The organism is Streptomyces sp. NPDC058001 (genome assembly GCF_042886315.1).
Taxonomy (GTDB): Bacteria; Actinomycetota; Actinomycetes; order Streptomycetales; family Streptomycetaceae; genus Streptomyces.
Map to the genome: position 1 here is coordinate 193,314 of NZ_JBHVQT010000011.1, position 16,193 is coordinate 209,506.

Below are 16,193 nucleotides of genomic sequence, written 5' to 3' on the forward strand. Positions count from 1 at the left end.
TGCGGGTCCCGTCCTTTCAAGAAGTTCCCCCACCGTAGGAGAGGTGAACGACGTTCGTCAATGGACGAGACGGCATCTTGTCATGCAGTACATTCCGCTCCGCGCAAGCCGATGCCGCTCCGTACAGGCCGCCTATACGTACCCCGTGTGCGTCGTGGACCAGCGCATTCCGGTGACCAGGTGCTCCAGGTAGTCGGGGTCGCGTACCGTCACCGTGATCTCGCGGTAGGGGTGCTGGTCCAGGGGGCGCAGGCTGATGAGTACCCAGGGTTGCCAGTCGGAGAGATCGGCTGTGCCGGTCAGATCGGCGATCGCTTCGCGCTCCCCCTCCTCCCACGGTTCGTCCGGGTCCTCCACCGCCGCGACCTCGCTCCACAGCGGCACATTGCGGAGCGGGCCCAGGGTGTAGGAGGTCACCACCTCGGCGGCCCGGCGGCCGAACTCGTCGGGTCGGCTCCGGGTTCTGACGTAACGGGAGATGCCGTCGTGCCCGCCGCCGGTGTCCAGCCGGTCCCCGTACTCGGCCTTCGCCAGGCGCCTGGGCGCGAGGACGGTCCGGCCGTCGTCCGCGAGCAGGTATCCGTCGTGGGTGGTGCGTACCTTCTCGCCCATGATGAGATCGAAGATCTCCCGGTACTCGTCCGCCCGCCGTACGCCGGCCTCGATCGCCCTGCCCCGCAGCGCGGAGCCCGGGTACCGGTCCTCCCGCCCCGGCATGCCGTCCCCGTCACTGAGGAACCCGCTCGACAGGGCGAACCACGCCTCCGTCAGCAGCGCCAGCGGAAAGGTGGCCTCCTCCGGGACGAAGGGGGCGTCGGGGTTGATGAGGTGCACTCTTCCGCGCAGGGTGGCCCCCTGGATGAAGTCGACGGACACACTGAAGAGGTCGGTCATGAGGGGGGTCCTCCGGGGTGTGCGGTGGTCGGCGTGCGGGGGCCGGTGTGCGGCGGTCAGTGTGTCGGCGGTCGGCTTCGGTCACCCTGGAGCGCCACGGTAGCCAGCCCCACCGACAGCGACGGCGCGATTCGGCCGGGCGCGGGTGCCGGAGCCCCGGCCGAAGCCGGTCGGGCTCCGGCCGATGTGGAGTCGGTGTGAGTGGCCTGTAGGTTTCTCGTGTGTCCCGCCCCATAGGTCCCACAGGCCCCCAGGCCCGTGCCGTCGCCGCTCCCCGTGCCCCGCTGAGGCGATCGCTCCGGCGTCCGCTGCTGCTGGTGCTGGCGTCCGCGCTGATGCTGACCGGCTGTTCGGGCTCGGGCGCGAGTGACGACGGTCGGCCCGCCGCGTCGTCCTCCGCTCCGACGGACGGTTCCGGGCAGGACAAGCCGTCCGAACGGGCCACGGCCCCGGCGGGCACGGCCGCTCAGCGGCTGATTCCGACGAGCGGCCGGTACTTCGGTATCAGCACGCTCAAGACGCCCTGGTCGCCGGACGAGACCGACGCGGTGGCGCTCCGGGCGGGCAAACAGCCGAATCTGCTGGAGTACTTCGTCAAATGGAACGAGGGCTACCGGCCGGGAGCGGTGGACGAGGCGTACAAGCAGGGCGGTGTACCACTGCTGACCTGGGAGCCGTGGGGTTCGGTCGAGGCCGGCACCGATCAGCCCGACTACGCGCTGGCGGAGATCACCAGCGGCCGTCATGACGCGTACATCAAGCAGTTCGCCGAGGATGTACGGGCCCATGGGCGGCCCCTGATCCTGCGGTTCGCGCACGAGATGAACGGCACCTGGTTCCCCTGGGCCGAGAACACCAACGGCAACGACGCCGGTTCATACGTGAAGGCATGGCGTCACGTTCATGACCTCTTCGCCGAGGTCGGCGTGCGCAATGTGGTGTGGCAGTGGAGCCCGAACATCCTGCGCACCGTGGAGAAGACGCGGCTGCGGCCCCTGTATCCCGGGGACGCGTACGTCGATCTCGTCGGGCTGAGCGGCTACCGCAAGTTCGAGACACGGGCGGCGGACGTCTTCGACCCGGCGCTGAGCGAGATCCGCGCCTTCACCAAGCGGCCCGTACTGATCGCCGAGACCGGCGCCCGTCCCGGCAAGGACAAGGCGGCCTGGATCGCGGACTTCTTCGGCTGGCTGCGCGGTCGTCCCGATGTGATCGGGTTCGTCTGGTTCGAGCGGAGCCCCGAGCACGGCGGCAAGCAGGACTGGCGGTTCGCGGAGACCCCGGGGACGCAGCGGGCGTTCCGTGGCGGGCTCGCCGGTCTGGAGCTGGCGGACGCTCCGGGCGGCGAGCCCGTACCGTCGAAAAAACCGAAGTAGCCCACGTAGCCGAAGTAACCCAACGGCCGTGCGGATCAGGCCCGTTCGCCGGAGGCGGTCAGTTCCCCGGTCGTGGCCGATTCGTCCGAGGCCACGAACTCGGTCAGCCAGGCCCGGAAGTCCGGCCCGAGATCCTCCCGCTCACACGCGAGGCGGACCACGGCCCGCAGATACTCGCCCCGGTCGCCGGTGTCGTAGCGGCGCCCCCGGAAGACCACCGCGTGGACGGGCCCGCCCAGGGACGGATCGGCCGCCAACTCGCACAGTGCGTCGGTCAGTTGGATCTCACCGCCCCGCCCGGGTGGGGTGCGGCGCAGGACGTCGAAGACCTCGGGCGCGAGGACGTAGCGGCCGATGACGGCGAGATTGCTGGGCGCGGTGCCGGGCTCCGGCTTCTCGACCAGGTCCGTCACCCGCAGTACGTCGTCCTGCTCGGCGTCGGCCGGCGGGCGGACGGCGGCACAGCCGTAGAGGTGCGCGCGGTCGGGGTCGACCTCCATGAGCGCGACGACACTGCCGCCGTACCGCTGCTGGATGTCGAGCATGCGGGTCAGCAGCCGGTCGCGCGCGTCGATCAGGTCGTCGCCGAGCAGTACGGCGAACGGCTGGTCGCCGACGTGCGGTTCGGCACAGAGGACCGCGTGCCCGAGGCCGCGCGGGTTGCCCTGGCGGACGTAGTGGACGGCGCCGAGTTCGCTGGACGCGCGGACCCGCAGCAGCTTCTCCTTGTCACCCTTGAGTTCGAGGAGCTGTTCGAGTTCGTAGGCGCGGTCGAAGTGGTCCTCCAGGGCCCGCTTGTTGCGGCCGGTCACCATGAGGACGTCGTCCAGGCCGCTGTCGGTGGCCTCTTCCACGACGTACTGGATGGCCGGCTTGTCCACGACGGGGAGCATTTCCTTCGGCGTCGCCTTCGTGGCCGGCAGGAAACGGGTGCCCAGACCGGCGGCGGGGATGACGGCCTTACGGGCGCGCGGGAAGGTGGCAGGCATGGCGCTCTCCGGGCACGGCATCGCCGGCCCTTGGGTCGGTGCGGGAAGAGAGGACGGGGAGGCCCGGCTCAGCCGGAGCAGGGGAGGGCTCGGCTCAGCCGGACTTTCCCGCGGCGGCCGACACCAGGTCGATCTTGCCGATGCCCGACTTGAAGGCCCTGGTGGTCGCCGCGTCAGCGGTGAAGCGCCAGTCCGCGCCGCCGCCCTCCTCCTCGCTGCGCTCGAACCAGACGAACCCGATGACATCGGGTGTCTTGGCGAGCCAGGTGAAGAAGTCGGAGGTCCAGGGAGCCTTACGGGCACCCGGCTGGGCCCCGGTCTCGGTGATGAGCACCGGCTGGTCGGTGAACTTCCGCAGGGCGGTCAGGGTGGCGTCGAAGACCTGGGCCGCGGTCTTCTCCTCCACGGCGTAGCCGACCATGCCGACCCAGTCGACGTACTTCTTGCCGGGATAGAGGGCCTTGAGGCTCACATCCGGTACGGGCCGCAGGATGTTCGGGCTCCACACCCAGATGACGTTGTCGGCCCCGGCGTCGTCGAAGAGCTGGTGGATGTGACGCCACGCCTTGACGTAGTCGCCCGACTTGTTGCCACTGCGCTGCTCGGACCAGGGGTACCAGTCGCCGTTCATCTCGTGCGCGAAGCGGAGCGCGATGGGCCACTTGTGCTCGGCGACACCCTCGGCGAACTGCTTGATGTACGCGTCGTGTTCGCCGGAGGCGATGGAGCCGAGGGAGTACGTGGGCTGGTTGACCCCGGCCTTCTTACCGGCCCAGGGCTCCCAGGCCACCAGGGGCAGCATGCCCTGACGGTACGAGGCGTCCACCGTGCCCGGTTCGAAGTTCTCCGTCCACTTCACGAAGTACTCGACCATGGTCGGTCGGGTGCCGGCCGCGGTGGCGACCTTGTCGATCTCGTCGGTGGACCAGGGGGCCTCGAAGGTGCTGACCCCGAAGTGCTTGCCCTTCGGGGTCAGGAAGCTGTCCCGGGTCGGGACCGCCTGGGTGTCCGAGCCGTTCTTCAGCCGCTCGGTGATGCCCGGCTTGTTCTCCTCGCGCCCGAAACCGGCGAACGCCGGGCCGGAGTTGGACTGCACCAGCAGATACACGCCGTAGCTGAGGGCGGCCAGGACCACCATGTTGAACGCCATCCACAGCCGCAGCCGGATGCCGGTGCCCCGGTTCCAGAAGTGCAGACGCTTCTTGCGGCGCGAGTTGCTCCTCGCCCTAGACACTCATCATCACCGACCCGAACAGGATGGCGCCGCCGAGAAGGTAGGGAATGACGACCAGGGGGCTGCGGGTGCGTTCGCCGGCGAAGCTGTCGGCGCGGGTACCCCAACTGGCGTTGTGCGCCATACGGAAGAAGCCGAGCAGCCGCACGGGCAGCAGCAGAAGCGTATTGATCACCATGAAGATCGGCAGATAGAACATGTCCTGCGGCCGGTAGGCGAAGTGCCGGCCGAACCGGACCGCCATGGAGAGCAGGGACATGATCGCGGCAAGCACCAGGATGAAGGCCATGGACTGCCAGGCGACCTCGGGCAGGGGCAACTCGTTGTAGATGCCGGGCTTGTTCCGCGAGAAGGCCGCCACGATCCAGGAGGCGAACGTACCGATCAGGACGAACGGGACGAGGATGTCGGCGATGTAGAAGAGCCACAGGATCTTGGCGTGCCGGAGCATCCACCAGAACATCCGCAGGGTGTTGTACTGCGATCCCCGCGCCCAGCGGTACTGCTGCTTGGCCAGCTTCTTCAGCTCAAGGGGCGCGTCCGTGTACACGAGTGACGTGGACTGGTAGACGCACTTGTAGCCGGCCTTCAGCGTGTAGTTCGTCAGCGTCCGGTCGTCGCTGACCTCCAGGAAGACGCCCAGGAACTTCTCGCTGAGGAAGTCGTCCATGCACTTGTCGAGGATGTGCTTGCGGAACGCGATGGTCCGGCCCGGCAGACAGCCGACCGTGCCCAGGACACTCATGGCGGGCATCGAGTACTGGCAGCGCACGCTCTCCAGCCAGTCCGCCCAGCGGGTCAGCACCGCGCGGCCGGGGTCGAGGATGCGCTGCCGGGTGGTGACGCCGCCGACCTTGCGCTCCCGGAACGGCTTGATCAGCTCGCTGAGCGTGTCCTTGGTCCAGATGGTGTCGGAGTCGACGAGCACCGAGATCTCGCCCGTGGCGTGTTCGAGACCGACCCGCAGGGCGTTGCGCTTGCCGGGGATCTCCGTCCACAGCCACATCACGCCGACATCGGTGCATATGCGTTCGAGGTTGGGGTTACGGCGGCCGTTGATCACCACGATGATCTCGGTGGGCTGCTGCTCGATGATGCGGCGCAGCACGGACCGGAAGAGATCTTCCGGTTCGTCCACGACCGGAATGATCACGGATGTGGTCGCGTAGTAGGGTCGGGTCCACGGCTTGTAGCGGCGGGCGAGCAGGATGCGCAGCACCCACAGCGCCCAGATCATCGTCATGAAAACGGCGAACGGGTAGACCGTCCCGTGATTCCACCATTCTCTGATCTCAAGCAGAAACGCGAGCATGGGCCATTCCCGGAGCCGGCGATTGGGCGCAGGGCACGACCGCTCGTATCCATCATCGTGTGTGGAAGTGTGGCGAGATCGCGACGACTGTGTCGCGGAAAACCCCAAGGGGTCTACACACATTAAGCGGACTTGTTAAGCGGCAAAGATGAATAAGTCGGACATGACACCGCTTGCTCTCAGGTCGTGAGATGGGATTGTTCCCGGATCGAGTCCGAACAGAAGCTCGACTTTGTACAACCTTTCGAGGACTCATCTGGGCGGAACGGTCATGGGACGTGTGCCGATCGCGTGTGCTTAAGGTGTGGCTTCACATCAAGCCACCGACCGCACATCACTGCGGCTGACCGAGAGGGCCGCATGCCTTTCCGTGTCACAGTCATAGGCACCGGCTATCTCGGTGCCACGCACGCCGCCTGTATGGCCGAGATCGGCCATGAGGTGCTGGGCGTCGACGTCGACCCCGACAAGATCGCGGCACTCCAGGCGGGCCGGGTGCCCTTCTACGAACCGGGACTTGAGGATCTGCTCGCGAAGCATGTCGCGAGCGGCCGACTGCGGTTCACCACCTCGTACGAAGAGGCCGCCGACTTCGGTGACGTGCACTTCTCCTGCGTGGGAACGCCCCAGGTCAGGGACGGTTACGCGGCGGATCTGCGGTACGTCGACGCGGTGATCGAACAGCTCGCCCCGCATCTGACCCGGCCCTGCCTGGTGGTCGGCAAGTCGACCGTGCCGGTGGGCACCGCGCAGCGGCTCGCGGACCGGCTCGCCGCACTCGCCCCGGTGGGCGAGCTGGCCGAACTCGCCTGGAATCCGGAGTTCCTGCGCGAGGGCTTCGCGGTCGAGGACACCCTCCGCCCGGACCGGCTGGTGTTCGGCACCCGGTCCGATCCGGCGCGCGAGACCCTCGAAGAGGTCTACGAGCCGGTGATCGGGCAGGGAACTCCCGTGGTGGTCACCGACTTTCCGACCGCCGAGCTGGTCAAGACCTCCGCCAACGCCTTCCTCGCCACCAAGATCTCCTTCATCAACGCCATGGCCGAGGTGTGCGAGGCCAGTGGCGCGGACGTCAGCCGGCTGGCCGAGGCGCTCTCCCACGACGACCGGATCGGCGGCCGGTTCCTGCGCCCCGGTGTGGGGTTCGGCGGCGGGTGCCTGCCCAAGGACATCCGCGCGTTCATGGCCCGCGCCGGTGAACTCGGCGTCGACCAGGCCCTCACCTTCCTGCGGGAGGTCGACGCCATCAACATGCGGCGCCGCTCCCGCACCGTCGACCTCGCCCGTGAGCTGTGCGAAGGGCGGTTCCTCGGCCGGAAGATCGCGGTACTCGGCGCCGCGTTCAAGCCCGACTCGGACGACGTACGGGACTCGCCCGCGCTCAATGTGGCCGGACAGATACAGCTCATGGGCGGCGACGTCACCGTCTACGACCCCAAGGCCATGGACAACGCGCGCAAGGTCTTCCCCAGCCTCGGTTACGCGCAGAGCCTGGACGACGCCGTCCAGGGCGCGCACGCGATCCTGCTGCTGACCGAGTGGGAGCAGTTCCGCACCCTCGACCCGGAGTGGCTGCGCGGTCAGGTCGCGGAGCCGCGCATCGTCGACGGCAGGGGAGCGCTGGATCCGGCACGGTGGCGGCAGGCGGGGTGGACCTATCGGGCGCTGGGGCGGCCTTGAGGCTTCCGTGACGTCGTGACGTCGTGAGGGGGCGCGGGGCGGGGCATACCGGTGACCGGTGACCGGTCACCCCACCCGCTGAAGCGCCCTCTCCCGGCGTGCGCCGAGGTCCGATCCCGACTCGCGGCGGGCCATACGGCGCAGCACGAACGGGGCGACGGCCAGCGCCAGTACCGCCCAGGCCCCCAGCACCGCGACCGTCTCCGGGACCCGCCAGGACGCGCCGATCTCGACCGCCGCCGCCGAGTCCGGGAGCAGTGCGGAGCGCATGCCGAGGCCGAGCCAGTAGATCGGCGAGCACTGCGCGATCCCTTGCAGCCACCCGGGCATCGAGGTGATCGGGTAGAAGATGCCGGAGATCGCGATCAGCGCCAGGACCGGGAGTTGGACCAGGCCCTGGCCCCGGGCGCTGGTGAACACCGACCCCAGGACCGCGCCCACGGGCAGCGTCGCCGCCATCCCGAGCACCAGGACCCAGCTCAGGGTCAGCCAGGTCCCCGGACTGCCGGTCGTCAGACCGTCGATGAGGAACAGGCCCGGGACCAGCAGGATCGCCAGGTCGGCGAGGAGACCGCCGCCCACCGAGACGACCTTGCCGACGAGGTAACCGAGCATGCCGTTCGGTGTCGCCTTGGCCCGCAGCAGTGTGCCGTCCTCGCGGTCGGCGGTCAGGATCTGACTCATGCCGACCATGCCCATCGCGGCGTTCATCCCCAGGATGCTCGGCAGCGCCAGCGTGCCGAGGAGCGGCCCGCCCGCACCGAACTCCCTGTCCCGCAGGAAGAACAGCGCGATCAGCATCAGGACCGGCCAGAGCAGATGGGACACCAACTCCGGCCCGTTCGTGAACGACTGCCGCAGTTCGATCACACCCCGCGCCCAGCCCGCCCGCAACGCGGCCCCCGTGGCCCCCTTCGCCCCCGCAGTGCTCTTCTTCGCCCTCGTCGTGGCCCCCTTCGGCACCCCCCTCACCGGCCCGACCCCTCGTCCTGCCGTACCCAGGCCAGGTACGTATCCTCCAACGACGCGCGGCGCACTTCGAGTTCCCCGATGGCGTCCCCGTACTCCGCGAACAACCCCCGTACGAACGCCGTCGATTCGGTGGTCGAGCGGATGAAGCGGCGGCCGTCGCGCGTCCAGCGCACCTCGTCCTCGCCCGCCGTCCGCCGGGCCAGGTCGTCGGCCGAGCCGTCGGCGACGATACGGCCGCCGACCAGGATCAGCACACGGTCGGCGAGTTTGCCGGCTTCCGCCAGGTCGTGCGTGGTGAGCAGGACGGTCGTCCCGTGCTCGTCGGCGAGACGGCGGACCAGGTCGTGGAACTCGTACCGCGCCTCGGGGTCGAAGCCCGCAGTCGGCTCGTCCAGGAAGAGGAGTTCGGGGCGGCCCACGATGCCGATCGCCACGTCCAGCCTGCGGCGCTGGCCGCCGGACAACGTCTTGATCTTCTTGTCGGCGTGCGCGGTGAGGCCGACCGCTTCGACCAGTTCGGCGGCGTCCCACGGCCGCCGGACCCCGCCGCTCGCATAGGGGGCGTAGTACCGGCCGAGGTGGGCGAGGAGTTCCCGTACCCGCCATTTGCCGTGGTCGCGCCAGGACTGGAGGACGACACCGATCCGCGCACGCCAGAGTTCGTCGCCGTGCGCCGGGTCCGTGCCGAGTACCTCGACGCGGCCCGCCGAGCGCATCCGGAAGCCCTCCAGGATCTCGATCGTGGTGGTCTTGCCCGCACCGTTCGGACCGAGCAGCGCCAGGACCTCGCCCCGGCGGGCCCGGAATGTCACCTCGTGCAGGACGTCGTGCGGCCCGTAGCGCATACGCAGCCGTTCGACATCGAGTACGACGCTCTCGGCATCTGCTGCGACGCTCTCGGCCCTCGCCGTCGCCGCGGTGTTCGTCGTCATCCCACTCCCCGTACGGGTTCGCGCCCGATCCCTTCAGGCCGCTGCGAAAGCTACGTTGCGTTCAGTGTGGTTTCAATGAGTTCGGGGATAAATTCGGGTGTGTGGAGTGGCAATTCGGTACTCTATTGCAATGATTATGAGGGCGAACGCAATCCTCATGAGCTGCCGTTGCAATGGGCTGAGGGTGAACGAAAGCGGGTACGGATGCCTGGAGGCAGGCTCACGCATGAGGACCGGCGGCACATCGCGTCGGCGCTGGCGGATGGGCTCGGGTATGCCGAGATCGCCCGGCGGCTGGCCCGGCCGACGTCGACCGTGAGCCGGGAGGTGGCCCGCAACGGCGGGCCCGAGGGGTACCGGGCCGACCACGCCCACCACGCCACCGCCCGCCGCGCCCGCAGACACCACCCGGTCCCGCCACCGGGCGCCCCCGACACGGAGGTTGGCGACACGGAGGCCGGCGGCAAGGGCCGTGACCCCGAGGCCGTGCGCGCCTTTGTGGACGAGTTCGCCGCGGTGATCGCCGGTACCGGGCTGCCCCGCATGGCGGCGCGGGTGCTGGCGTCCCTGGTCACGACCGAATCCGGGGCCCTGACCGCCGCCGAGCTGGTACGGCGGCTGCGGGTCAGCCCCGCCTCGGTGTCCAAGGCCGTCGGCTGTCTCGAAGGGCTGGACCTGGTCCGCCGTGAACGCGAAGGCGCCCACCGCAGAGAGCGGTATCTCATCGACGACGACGTCTGGTTGCGTACGTGGATGACGAACGCCCGGACGAACGCCACGCTCGCCGATCTCTCCCGGCGGGGCGTCGGTGTCTTCGACGGCGCGACGCGGACCGGGGTGCGGCTCGACCGGATGGGCCGGTTCTTCACGCAGCTCAGCGATGACATGGCCGGCGGCACCACGGCCGCCGTCTTCAGCGACGCGCTCACCGTGCTCGCGGCACTGACACAGGCCGCGCTCGCCCGGACACCGCCTCTGACCGCGCATCGCCTGGCCGCCGCACTGGACTGGCCCGAGGACCGCGTCATGGACGCCCTGCGCGAGATCGAGCGGCACCCGGACCTCTCCGACCCACTCGCCGTCGTGCGCACCGCGCGCGATACGTCCACGGAGACGCCGACATTCACGTACGCGATCACCGTCCGCCCCGACCGTCTCACCCCCGCACAGCGCCAAGGGCTCTCGGGGAACCCGGCGTTCCGCACACGCCCTCGTGCACGTTAAGGTAAGCCTTACCTAATGTGAGTGGCGAGTCGTGGGAGTGCGGTCATGCGGGTGCGAGGGGTGAGGGCCGTACTGGTCGCGGTAGTTGTCGGCGGGCTGGTCGCCGGGTGCGGTGAGTCCGGGAGCGGGGGTTCCGGCGCCGGCAAGGACAGCGGTGGCGACACCTCCCGTAACGCCGTCACGGGGGCGGAGGACGGGAAGGGACCCACGGCCGCGCCCAGCGCCGTACCGGCCGGGATGGGTACGGAGGCGGGGGACGGCGAATTCCCGCGCACCGTCGGCCACTTCAAGGGCAAGACGGAGTTGCCGAAGGCGCCCGAGCGGATAGCCGTACTGTCCACCGGACAGCTCGACGACCTGCTGACCCTCGGCACCGTTCCGGTCGCCACGACCCGCGCCGACAACGCCGGACTCGTCCCCGGCTATCTCGCCGACGCCTTCCCCACCGAGAAGAAGAAGCTCGCGGCGATGACCGACGCGGGCACCCGCACCGCGCCCAATCTGGAGTCCCTGGCCCGCGCCAAGCCCGATCTGATCCTCGTCAACGACTCCCTCGGCGACCTCTACCCCAAGCTCTCGGCCATCGCGCCGACCGTCGTCACCAAGGGCCAGGGCATCAACTGGAAGAGCGACCTGCTGCTCGTCGGCGCCGCGATCGGCAAGGGCGAGCAGGCACAAAGTCTCCTGGACGGGTTTGCGAAGGAAGCGAAGACAAAGGGCGCGGCGCTCGCCGACAAGGGCGCCGAGGTCTCCATGGTCCGGTTCACGCCCGGCCGGACCCGGATGTTCGGGGTGTCCTCGTTCACCGGGTCGATCGCCGTCGACCTGGGGGTCGCGCGGCCCAAGTCCCAGGAGTTCCTCGCCATTTCGGAGGACATCAGCGCCGAGCGGATCGACACCGCCGACGGCGACTGGATCTTCTACTCCGTGCAGGGCGACCCCGCCAAGACCGACGCGGGCAGTGTGCTCGCCGGGCCGCTGTGGAAGTCCCTCCAGGGTGTCAAGGCCGGACACGCCGTCAAGGTGGACGACGACCCCTGGTACCTGAACGCGGGCCCGACTGCCGCACAGCTCGTCCTCGACGGACTCACCGACCGGCTCGGCTGACCCCTCCGAGCCGGTCCCGTCCATCATGGCCTCCGCCGCACGGATCGCCCGCCGCACCGCGTGGCCAGTCCTCGCGCTCGCGCTCACCGTCGCCGCCGTCGCGCTCAGCCTCGCCGTGGGCTCGCGGCCCGTACCGCTGAGCACCGTCGTGGACGCGCTGCTGCACGGTGCGGACGGCGCCGGTCCCGACGCCCTCGTCGTACGGTCCCTGCGCCTGCCCCGTACCGCCGTGGGGCTCGCCGCCGGGGCCGCGCTCGGGCTCGCAGGCGCCGCGCTCCAGGCGGCGACCCGCAATCCGCTGGCCGACCCCGGCATCCTCGGGCTCAGCCAGGGCGCCGCCGCCGGTGTCGTCTTCGCCATCGCCACCGGCCACGCCAACGGCTTCGCCGGATATGTCTGGTACGCGTTCGCGGGCGCCGTACTCGCCGCCTGCCTTGTGTACGCCATCGCCAACCGGGGCCGGGGCGGCGCCGATCCGGTCAAGCTGGCGCTCGCCGGTACCGCGCTCTCCGCGATGATCACCGGCGCCACCACCGTGGCCCTGACGTCGAGTTCGGCGACGCTCGACCAGTTCCGGTTCTGGCAGGTCGGCGCGCTCGACGGGCGGGACGCGGGCACGGTGACGCGGATGCTGCCCTTCCTCGCGGCCGGGGCGCTGCTGCTGCTCGTCTGCGCGCGCGGCCTCGACGGCCTCGTGCTGGGCGATGAGACGGCCCGCGCCCTCGGCCACCAGGTCCAGCGGGTACGGGTCACGGCGGCGCTCGGCGCGACCCTGCTGACCGCGGCGGCGGTGGCGGCGGCCGGACCCGTCGCCTTCGTCGGGCTCGCCGTACCGCATCTGGCCCGCCGCCTTGTCCCCGAAGGACACCGCTGGACGCTGCCCATGTCGGCGCTGCTCGGTGCCTGTCTGCTGCTCGCCGCCGATGTCGCGGGCCGCGTGGTCCGGCCGCCCGGCGAGGTGCCCGCCGGGGTGATGACCGCGCTGGTCGGAGTTCCGGCACTGATCTGGCTGGTGCGGCGGCGCCGCGCGGTGGGGGACGTCTGATGGACACGGTCACACGGGATTCCGGTACGAGGAGTACGTATCCGCGCTCCGCCGGGCTGCGGGTACTGCGCGTCCCCGGCTCCCGCCGCCCCTTCTCCCTCCTCTGGCACCGCCGTTCCGCCGTCGTCGCCGTGGTGCTGCTCCTGCTCCTCGCCGCCGTGACGACCCTGTCCGCGTGCGCCGGGCAGACCTGGGTCACGCCCGGCGAGGTGTACGGGATCCTGCGCGGCGGTCAGGGGCCGGACCGGCTGGTCGTGGGGGAGCTGCGGGTACCGAGGATCGTGCTCGGCGCGCTGGTGGGCGCCGCGCTGGGGCTCGCCGGGGCGCTGGTGCAGTCCGTGACCCGTAATCCGCTGGCCTCGCCCGACGTCATCGGCGTCGGACACGGCGCCGCGGCGGCCACCGTGCTCGCCCTCGCCACCGGGATGACCGCCTCGCCGAACGCGCTGCCCCTGGTCTCCGTCGCCGGCGGTCTCGCCGCCGCCGCCCTGGTGTGGGCGGTGGCATGGCGGGGCGGGATGCGGGCGAGCCGCTTCGTCCTGACCGGTGTCGGTGTCGGCGTGGCGCTCTCGGCCGTCGTCCAGCTCTATCTCACGGACAGCGAGCTGGAACAGGCCGAGCTGGTCAAACTGTGGCTGACGGGCAGCCTGAACGGCCGGGGCTGGGACCAGGCGGGTCCGCTGGCTCTCGTACTCGTGCTGTCCCTGCCCGCCCTCGTGTGGGCGGCCCGCGCCCTGCGCCCGCTCGGCCTGGGCGCCGACACCGCCACCGCGCTCGGCTTCCGGGTACGGCGCGCCCAACTCGGGCTGACCGTGCTCGGCGTGATCCTCGCCGCGAGCGCCACGGGGGCGGCCGGACCGATCGGTTTCGTCGCCCTGACGGCCCCCCAACTCGCCCGCCGCCTCACCCGCACCCCACACCTCCCCCTGACCGGCTCGGCCCTGACCGGAGCCCTGACACTGACAGCAGCAGACCTGACAGCCCGCACAGCCCTGACCCCCCTGGAAATCCCAGCAGGCGCCCTAACAGCACTGGTGGGAGCCCCCTACCTACTGTGGCTCCTGGCCAACAAGACGCTCCGCTGAGAAAGCGACGATCAGGGGAGCCGGGGCCGGCAGTCGGGGATCACGGCAGTCAGGGCCGGCAGTCTGATCCGCCAGGACGAAATCCCGCCACGGCACTCTGTTCCGCCGGGATCACGGCCCGGCCCGGCCGAACTGATCCGTCCGCCAGGACCACTTTCCACCGCAGCGGCGGCCCGCCACGACGACAGGTGTCCGGCGGAATGGTCGACGGCATCCGGGGCCGGGAGGTCTGATCCGCCTGGATCACGGCCAGGCGCGGCGAACTGATCCGTCAGGACCACTTCCCGCAGCGGCAGTCTGGTCCGCCAGGATCAGTTCCCGCCGCAGCGGAGGCCCGCCCCAACGGCGAGTGTCCGGCGGAATGGTCGACGGCATCCGGGGCTGGCAGGTCTGTTCCGCCTGGATCACATCGCCCGGCGCGGCGAACTGTTCCGTCAGGACCACTTCCCGCAGCGGCAGTCTGGTCCGCCAGGACCATTTCCCGCCGCAGCGGCGGCCCGCCCCGACGGCGGGTGTCCGGCGGAATCGGCGACGGCGTCCGGGGCCGACACTCTGATCCGTCTGGATCACTTCCAGCTGAGGCCGGGAGCCTCCGGCCCCCGGCAGGGCAATGTTTCACGTGGAACATGCGAGAGGACCGGAGAATCCGGTGCGGATTCCCCGGCCCTCGCGCGGAGCGCGGAGCGCTATTCGCGCCGGTTCCGCCGCGAATCCGCCTCCGCCTGCTTGGCCTCGACCTCGGGATCGAGCCCGCTGCCGTCCACGGAACCCAACCGCTTCCCACCGTCGGAGACCTCCGTGGCGGCGGGCGGTTCGACCAGCCAGTCCGGGTTGGCCTGCTTGTCCCACCACTTCCACGCGGCGAAGGCCCCACCGGCGAGCAGCCCGACCAGGGCGAGCCCCTTGACGACCCGCCCGGCCCGCGCCCTGCGCTCGTGCCGGCGGACCAGCCGCTGGATCTCCCGGGCCGAAACCTGCCCGCGCAGCGCGGCCAGCGCGGCGGCACCACGGGACGCGGCCTCGTCGCGCATGGGCCCGGCCACGGCGACGGCGTGCTCGATCCGCGGCCGTGAGTAGTCCGCGGCCTGACGTGAGTACTCGGCGGCCTGTCGAGCCGCCCTACGGGTCCGCTCGGCCGCCTCCTGGGCGGCCAGGTCGACCTTGGGCGGAACATGGGTACGGGCCTGATCGATCCGCGGCGCGAGATACGCGCCGTACTGCACTCGGGCCTGTTCGGCCGCCTGCTGTGCGGCATACGAGACCTTGGGGGCCAATCGCAGCCGGGCCTCCTGCGCGTACTGCGCGTATTGCGCGGCCCGATCCTTGGCCGTGTCGGCGTAGGGCGCCACCACGTCCGCGGCGTGCAGCACGCTGTCCTTCGCCGAACCGGTCGCGGCGCGCACGCTCTCCATGCGGGTCACGGGAACCTCCTCCTCGGTGGCGTTCGTAGGCGTTCGGGGGCGTGCCCCAAAAGTCACAGTTCACCTTTCCACCCTTTTCCGGATCATGCCTGCCGGACGCGACCCCGGCATGCGAGGGCGGGCATCCGGGTCAATTCCGGGCAAGGGGGAGCCTCATACCGACGATGCCACGGATCGGACGACCCGGCGCCTCCTTCGGCGAAGGCGGGCGCGGCCGTAATCGAGACGGGAGATGACGCGCGACGGTGCCGAGAGGCGACCGCCGGGCGACGGGCGTACGTGCTCGTGCGAGGATCGTGGGGTTCACAGAGGACAACGGAAGGCAGATCGTGGCCGAGCAGCTTTACGCCACCCTGAAGACCAACCAAGGCGACATCGTGGTGAGGCTCCTGCCCAACCACGCGCCCAAGACGGTCAAGAACTTCGTCGAGCTTGCCAACGGCGAACGCGAGTGGACCCACCCGGAGACCGGCAAGAAGTCCACCGACCGCCTCTACGACGGTACGGTCTTCCACCGGGTGATCAGCGGATTCATGATCCAGGGCGGTGACCCGCTGGGCAACGGCACCGGTGGCCCCGGCTACCAGTTCGAGGACGAGTTCCACCCGGACCTCGCCTTCGACAAGCCGTACCTCCTGGCCATGGCGAACGCCGGTCCGGGCACCAATGGCTCGCAGTTCTTCATCACGGTGTCGCCGACGGCCTGGCTGACCCGTAAGCACACCATCTTCGGCGAGGTCACCGACCCGGCCAGCCAGAAGGTCGTGGACGCCATCGTCGGCACCCGCACCAACCCGCGTACGGACCGTCCCGTCGAGGACGTGGTGATCGAGTCCGTCGTCGTGGAGACCCGCTGAACCGCGTCCCGTAGGGGAACCAGGCTCGCGGCACCCCGTTCGGGGAACAAAACCGCCCCGCCCAT

At 70.1% G+C, this 16,193-nt stretch carries 14 protein-coding genes; 7 read left to right on the plus strand and 7 right to left on the minus strand.

Going from position 1 to position 16,193, the window contains the following annotated elements:
* Positions 1-132: 132 nt before the first annotated feature.
* The gene (locus ACFVT5_RS27550; protein ID WP_389893465.1) at positions 133-894 is read right to left on the minus strand and encodes a hypothetical protein; all 762 of its coding nucleotides are present in this window, start codon (positions 892-894) and stop codon (positions 133-135) included.
* Between the two features lie 221 nt (positions 895-1,115).
* Here ACFVT5_RS27550 and ACFVT5_RS27555 point away from each other — a divergent pair, with 221 nt between their 5' ends.
* Positions 1,116-2,270 carry a glycoside hydrolase family 26 protein gene (locus ACFVT5_RS27555; RefSeq protein WP_389893468.1) on the plus strand — a complete coding sequence of 385 codons (1,155 nt, stop codon included), beginning with the start codon at positions 1,116-1,118 and terminating at the stop codon, positions 2,268-2,270.
* 35 nt (positions 2,271-2,305) lie between these two features.
* Here the strand turns inward: ACFVT5_RS27555 and galU are convergent, their stop codons facing one another.
* From galU to ACFVT5_RS27570, 3 genes are all read right to left on the minus strand, one after another.
* Complete coding sequence (galU, locus tag ACFVT5_RS27560) at positions 2,306-3,259, minus strand: UTP--glucose-1-phosphate uridylyltransferase GalU (protein WP_389893471.1); 954 nt, start codon at positions 3,257-3,259, stop codon at positions 2,306-2,308.
* A gap of 94 nt (positions 3,260-3,353) precedes the next feature.
* The gene (locus tag ACFVT5_RS27565) at positions 3,354-4,493 is read right to left on the minus strand and encodes a glycoside hydrolase family 26 protein (RefSeq protein WP_389893474.1); all 1,140 of its coding nucleotides are present in this window, start codon (positions 4,491-4,493) and stop codon (positions 3,354-3,356) included.
* The gene (locus ACFVT5_RS27570; RefSeq protein ID WP_389893477.1) at positions 4,486-5,805 is read right to left on the minus strand and encodes a glycosyltransferase family 2 protein; all 1,320 of its coding nucleotides are present in this window, start codon (positions 5,803-5,805) and stop codon (positions 4,486-4,488) included. Before ACFVT5_RS27570 ends, ACFVT5_RS27565 begins: the two co-directional genes overlap by 8 nt.
* Positions 5,806-6,165: 360 nt before the next feature.
* Between ACFVT5_RS27570 and ACFVT5_RS27575 the strand changes: the two genes are divergently transcribed.
* The gene (locus tag ACFVT5_RS27575; RefSeq protein ID WP_389893480.1) at positions 6,166-7,485 is read left to right on the plus strand and encodes a UDP-glucose dehydrogenase family protein; all 1,320 of its coding nucleotides are present in this window, start codon (positions 6,166-6,168) and stop codon (positions 7,483-7,485) included.
* A gap of 66 nt (positions 7,486-7,551) precedes the next feature.
* Here ACFVT5_RS27575 and ACFVT5_RS27580 read toward each other — a convergent pair whose 3' ends face one another.
* Positions 7,552-8,448 carry an ABC transporter permease gene (locus tag ACFVT5_RS27580; RefSeq protein ID WP_389893483.1) on the minus strand — a complete coding sequence of 299 codons (897 nt, stop codon included), beginning with the start codon at positions 8,446-8,448 and terminating at the stop codon, positions 7,552-7,554.
* Positions 8,449-8,453: 5 nt separating this feature from the next.
* Entirely contained in the window at positions 8,454-9,389 is a 936-nt protein-coding gene (locus tag ACFVT5_RS27585; protein WP_389893486.1) for an ABC transporter ATP-binding protein, read from the minus strand.
* A 204-nt stretch (positions 9,390-9,593) separates the two neighbouring features.
* Here ACFVT5_RS27585 and ACFVT5_RS27590 point away from each other — a divergent pair, with 204 nt between their 5' ends.
* From ACFVT5_RS27590 to ACFVT5_RS27605, 4 genes are read left to right on the plus strand one after another with little or no spacing between them, the layout of a single operon-like run.
* The gene (locus tag ACFVT5_RS27590; protein ID WP_389893489.1) at positions 9,594-10,613 is read left to right on the plus strand and encodes a MarR family transcriptional regulator; all 1,020 of its coding nucleotides are present in this window, start codon (positions 9,594-9,596) and stop codon (positions 10,611-10,613) included.
* A 45-nt stretch (positions 10,614-10,658) separates the two neighbouring features.
* Positions 10,659-11,720, plus strand: a complete 1,062-nt coding sequence (locus tag ACFVT5_RS27595) for an iron-siderophore ABC transporter substrate-binding protein (protein WP_389893492.1) — start codon at positions 10,659-10,661, stop codon at positions 11,718-11,720.
* A 25-nt stretch (positions 11,721-11,745) separates the two neighbouring features.
* On the plus strand, positions 11,746-12,765 hold the full coding sequence (locus ACFVT5_RS27600; protein WP_389893495.1) for a FecCD family ABC transporter permease: 1,020 nt from the start codon (positions 11,746-11,748) through the stop codon (positions 12,763-12,765).
* On the plus strand, positions 12,765-13,850 hold the full coding sequence (locus ACFVT5_RS27605; protein ID WP_389893498.1) for a FecCD family ABC transporter permease: 1,086 nt from the start codon (positions 12,765-12,767) through the stop codon (positions 13,848-13,850). The genes ACFVT5_RS27600 and ACFVT5_RS27605 overlap by 1 nt, the downstream gene beginning before the upstream one ends.
* A gap of 686 nt (positions 13,851-14,536) precedes the next feature.
* On the opposite strand, the gene ACFVT5_RS27610 is transcribed toward ACFVT5_RS27605, so the two are convergent.
* Complete coding sequence (locus ACFVT5_RS27610) at positions 14,537-15,271, minus strand: DUF5324 family protein (protein WP_389893500.1); 735 nt, start codon at positions 15,269-15,271, stop codon at positions 14,537-14,539.
* 329 nt (positions 15,272-15,600) lie between these two features.
* Here ACFVT5_RS27610 and ACFVT5_RS27615 point away from each other — a divergent pair, with 329 nt between their 5' ends.
* Positions 15,601-16,128, plus strand: coding sequence for a peptidylprolyl isomerase (locus ACFVT5_RS27615; protein ID WP_389893503.1), 528 nt, complete (start codon positions 15,601-15,603; stop codon positions 16,126-16,128).
* Positions 16,129-16,193: the final 65 nt, after the last annotated feature.

What these genes read in the sequence shown, in the direction of transcription:
- ACFVT5_RS27550 (WP_389893465.1), bottom strand. Translation starts at nt 894, where the DNA reads ATGACCGACCTCTTCAGTGTGTCCGTCGACTTCATCCAGGGGGCCACC.
- galU (WP_389893471.1), bottom strand. Translation starts at nt 3,259, where the DNA reads ATGCCTGCCACCTTCCCGCGCGCCCGTAAGGCCGTCATCCCCGCCGCC.
- ACFVT5_RS27570 (WP_389893477.1), bottom strand. Translation starts at nt 5,805, where the DNA reads ATGCTCGCGTTTCTGCTTGAGATCAGAGAATGGTGGAATCACGGGACG.
- ACFVT5_RS27575 (WP_389893480.1), top strand. Translation starts at nt 6,166, where the DNA reads ATGCCTTTCCGTGTCACAGTCATAGGCACCGGCTATCTCGGTGCCACG.
- ACFVT5_RS27585 (WP_389893486.1), bottom strand. Translation starts at nt 9,389, where the DNA reads ATGACGACGAACACCGCGGCGACGGCGAGGGCCGAGAGCGTCGCAGCA.
- ACFVT5_RS27590 (WP_389893489.1), top strand. Translation starts at nt 9,594, where the DNA reads ATGCCTGGAGGCAGGCTCACGCATGAGGACCGGCGGCACATCGCGTCG.
- ACFVT5_RS27595 (WP_389893492.1), top strand. Translation starts at nt 10,659, where the DNA reads ATGCGGGTGCGAGGGGTGAGGGCCGTACTGGTCGCGGTAGTTGTCGGC.
- ACFVT5_RS27600 (WP_389893495.1), top strand. Translation starts at nt 11,746, where the DNA reads ATGGCCTCCGCCGCACGGATCGCCCGCCGCACCGCGTGGCCAGTCCTC.
- ACFVT5_RS27605 (WP_389893498.1), top strand. Translation starts at nt 12,765, where the DNA reads ATGGACACGGTCACACGGGATTCCGGTACGAGGAGTACGTATCCGCGC.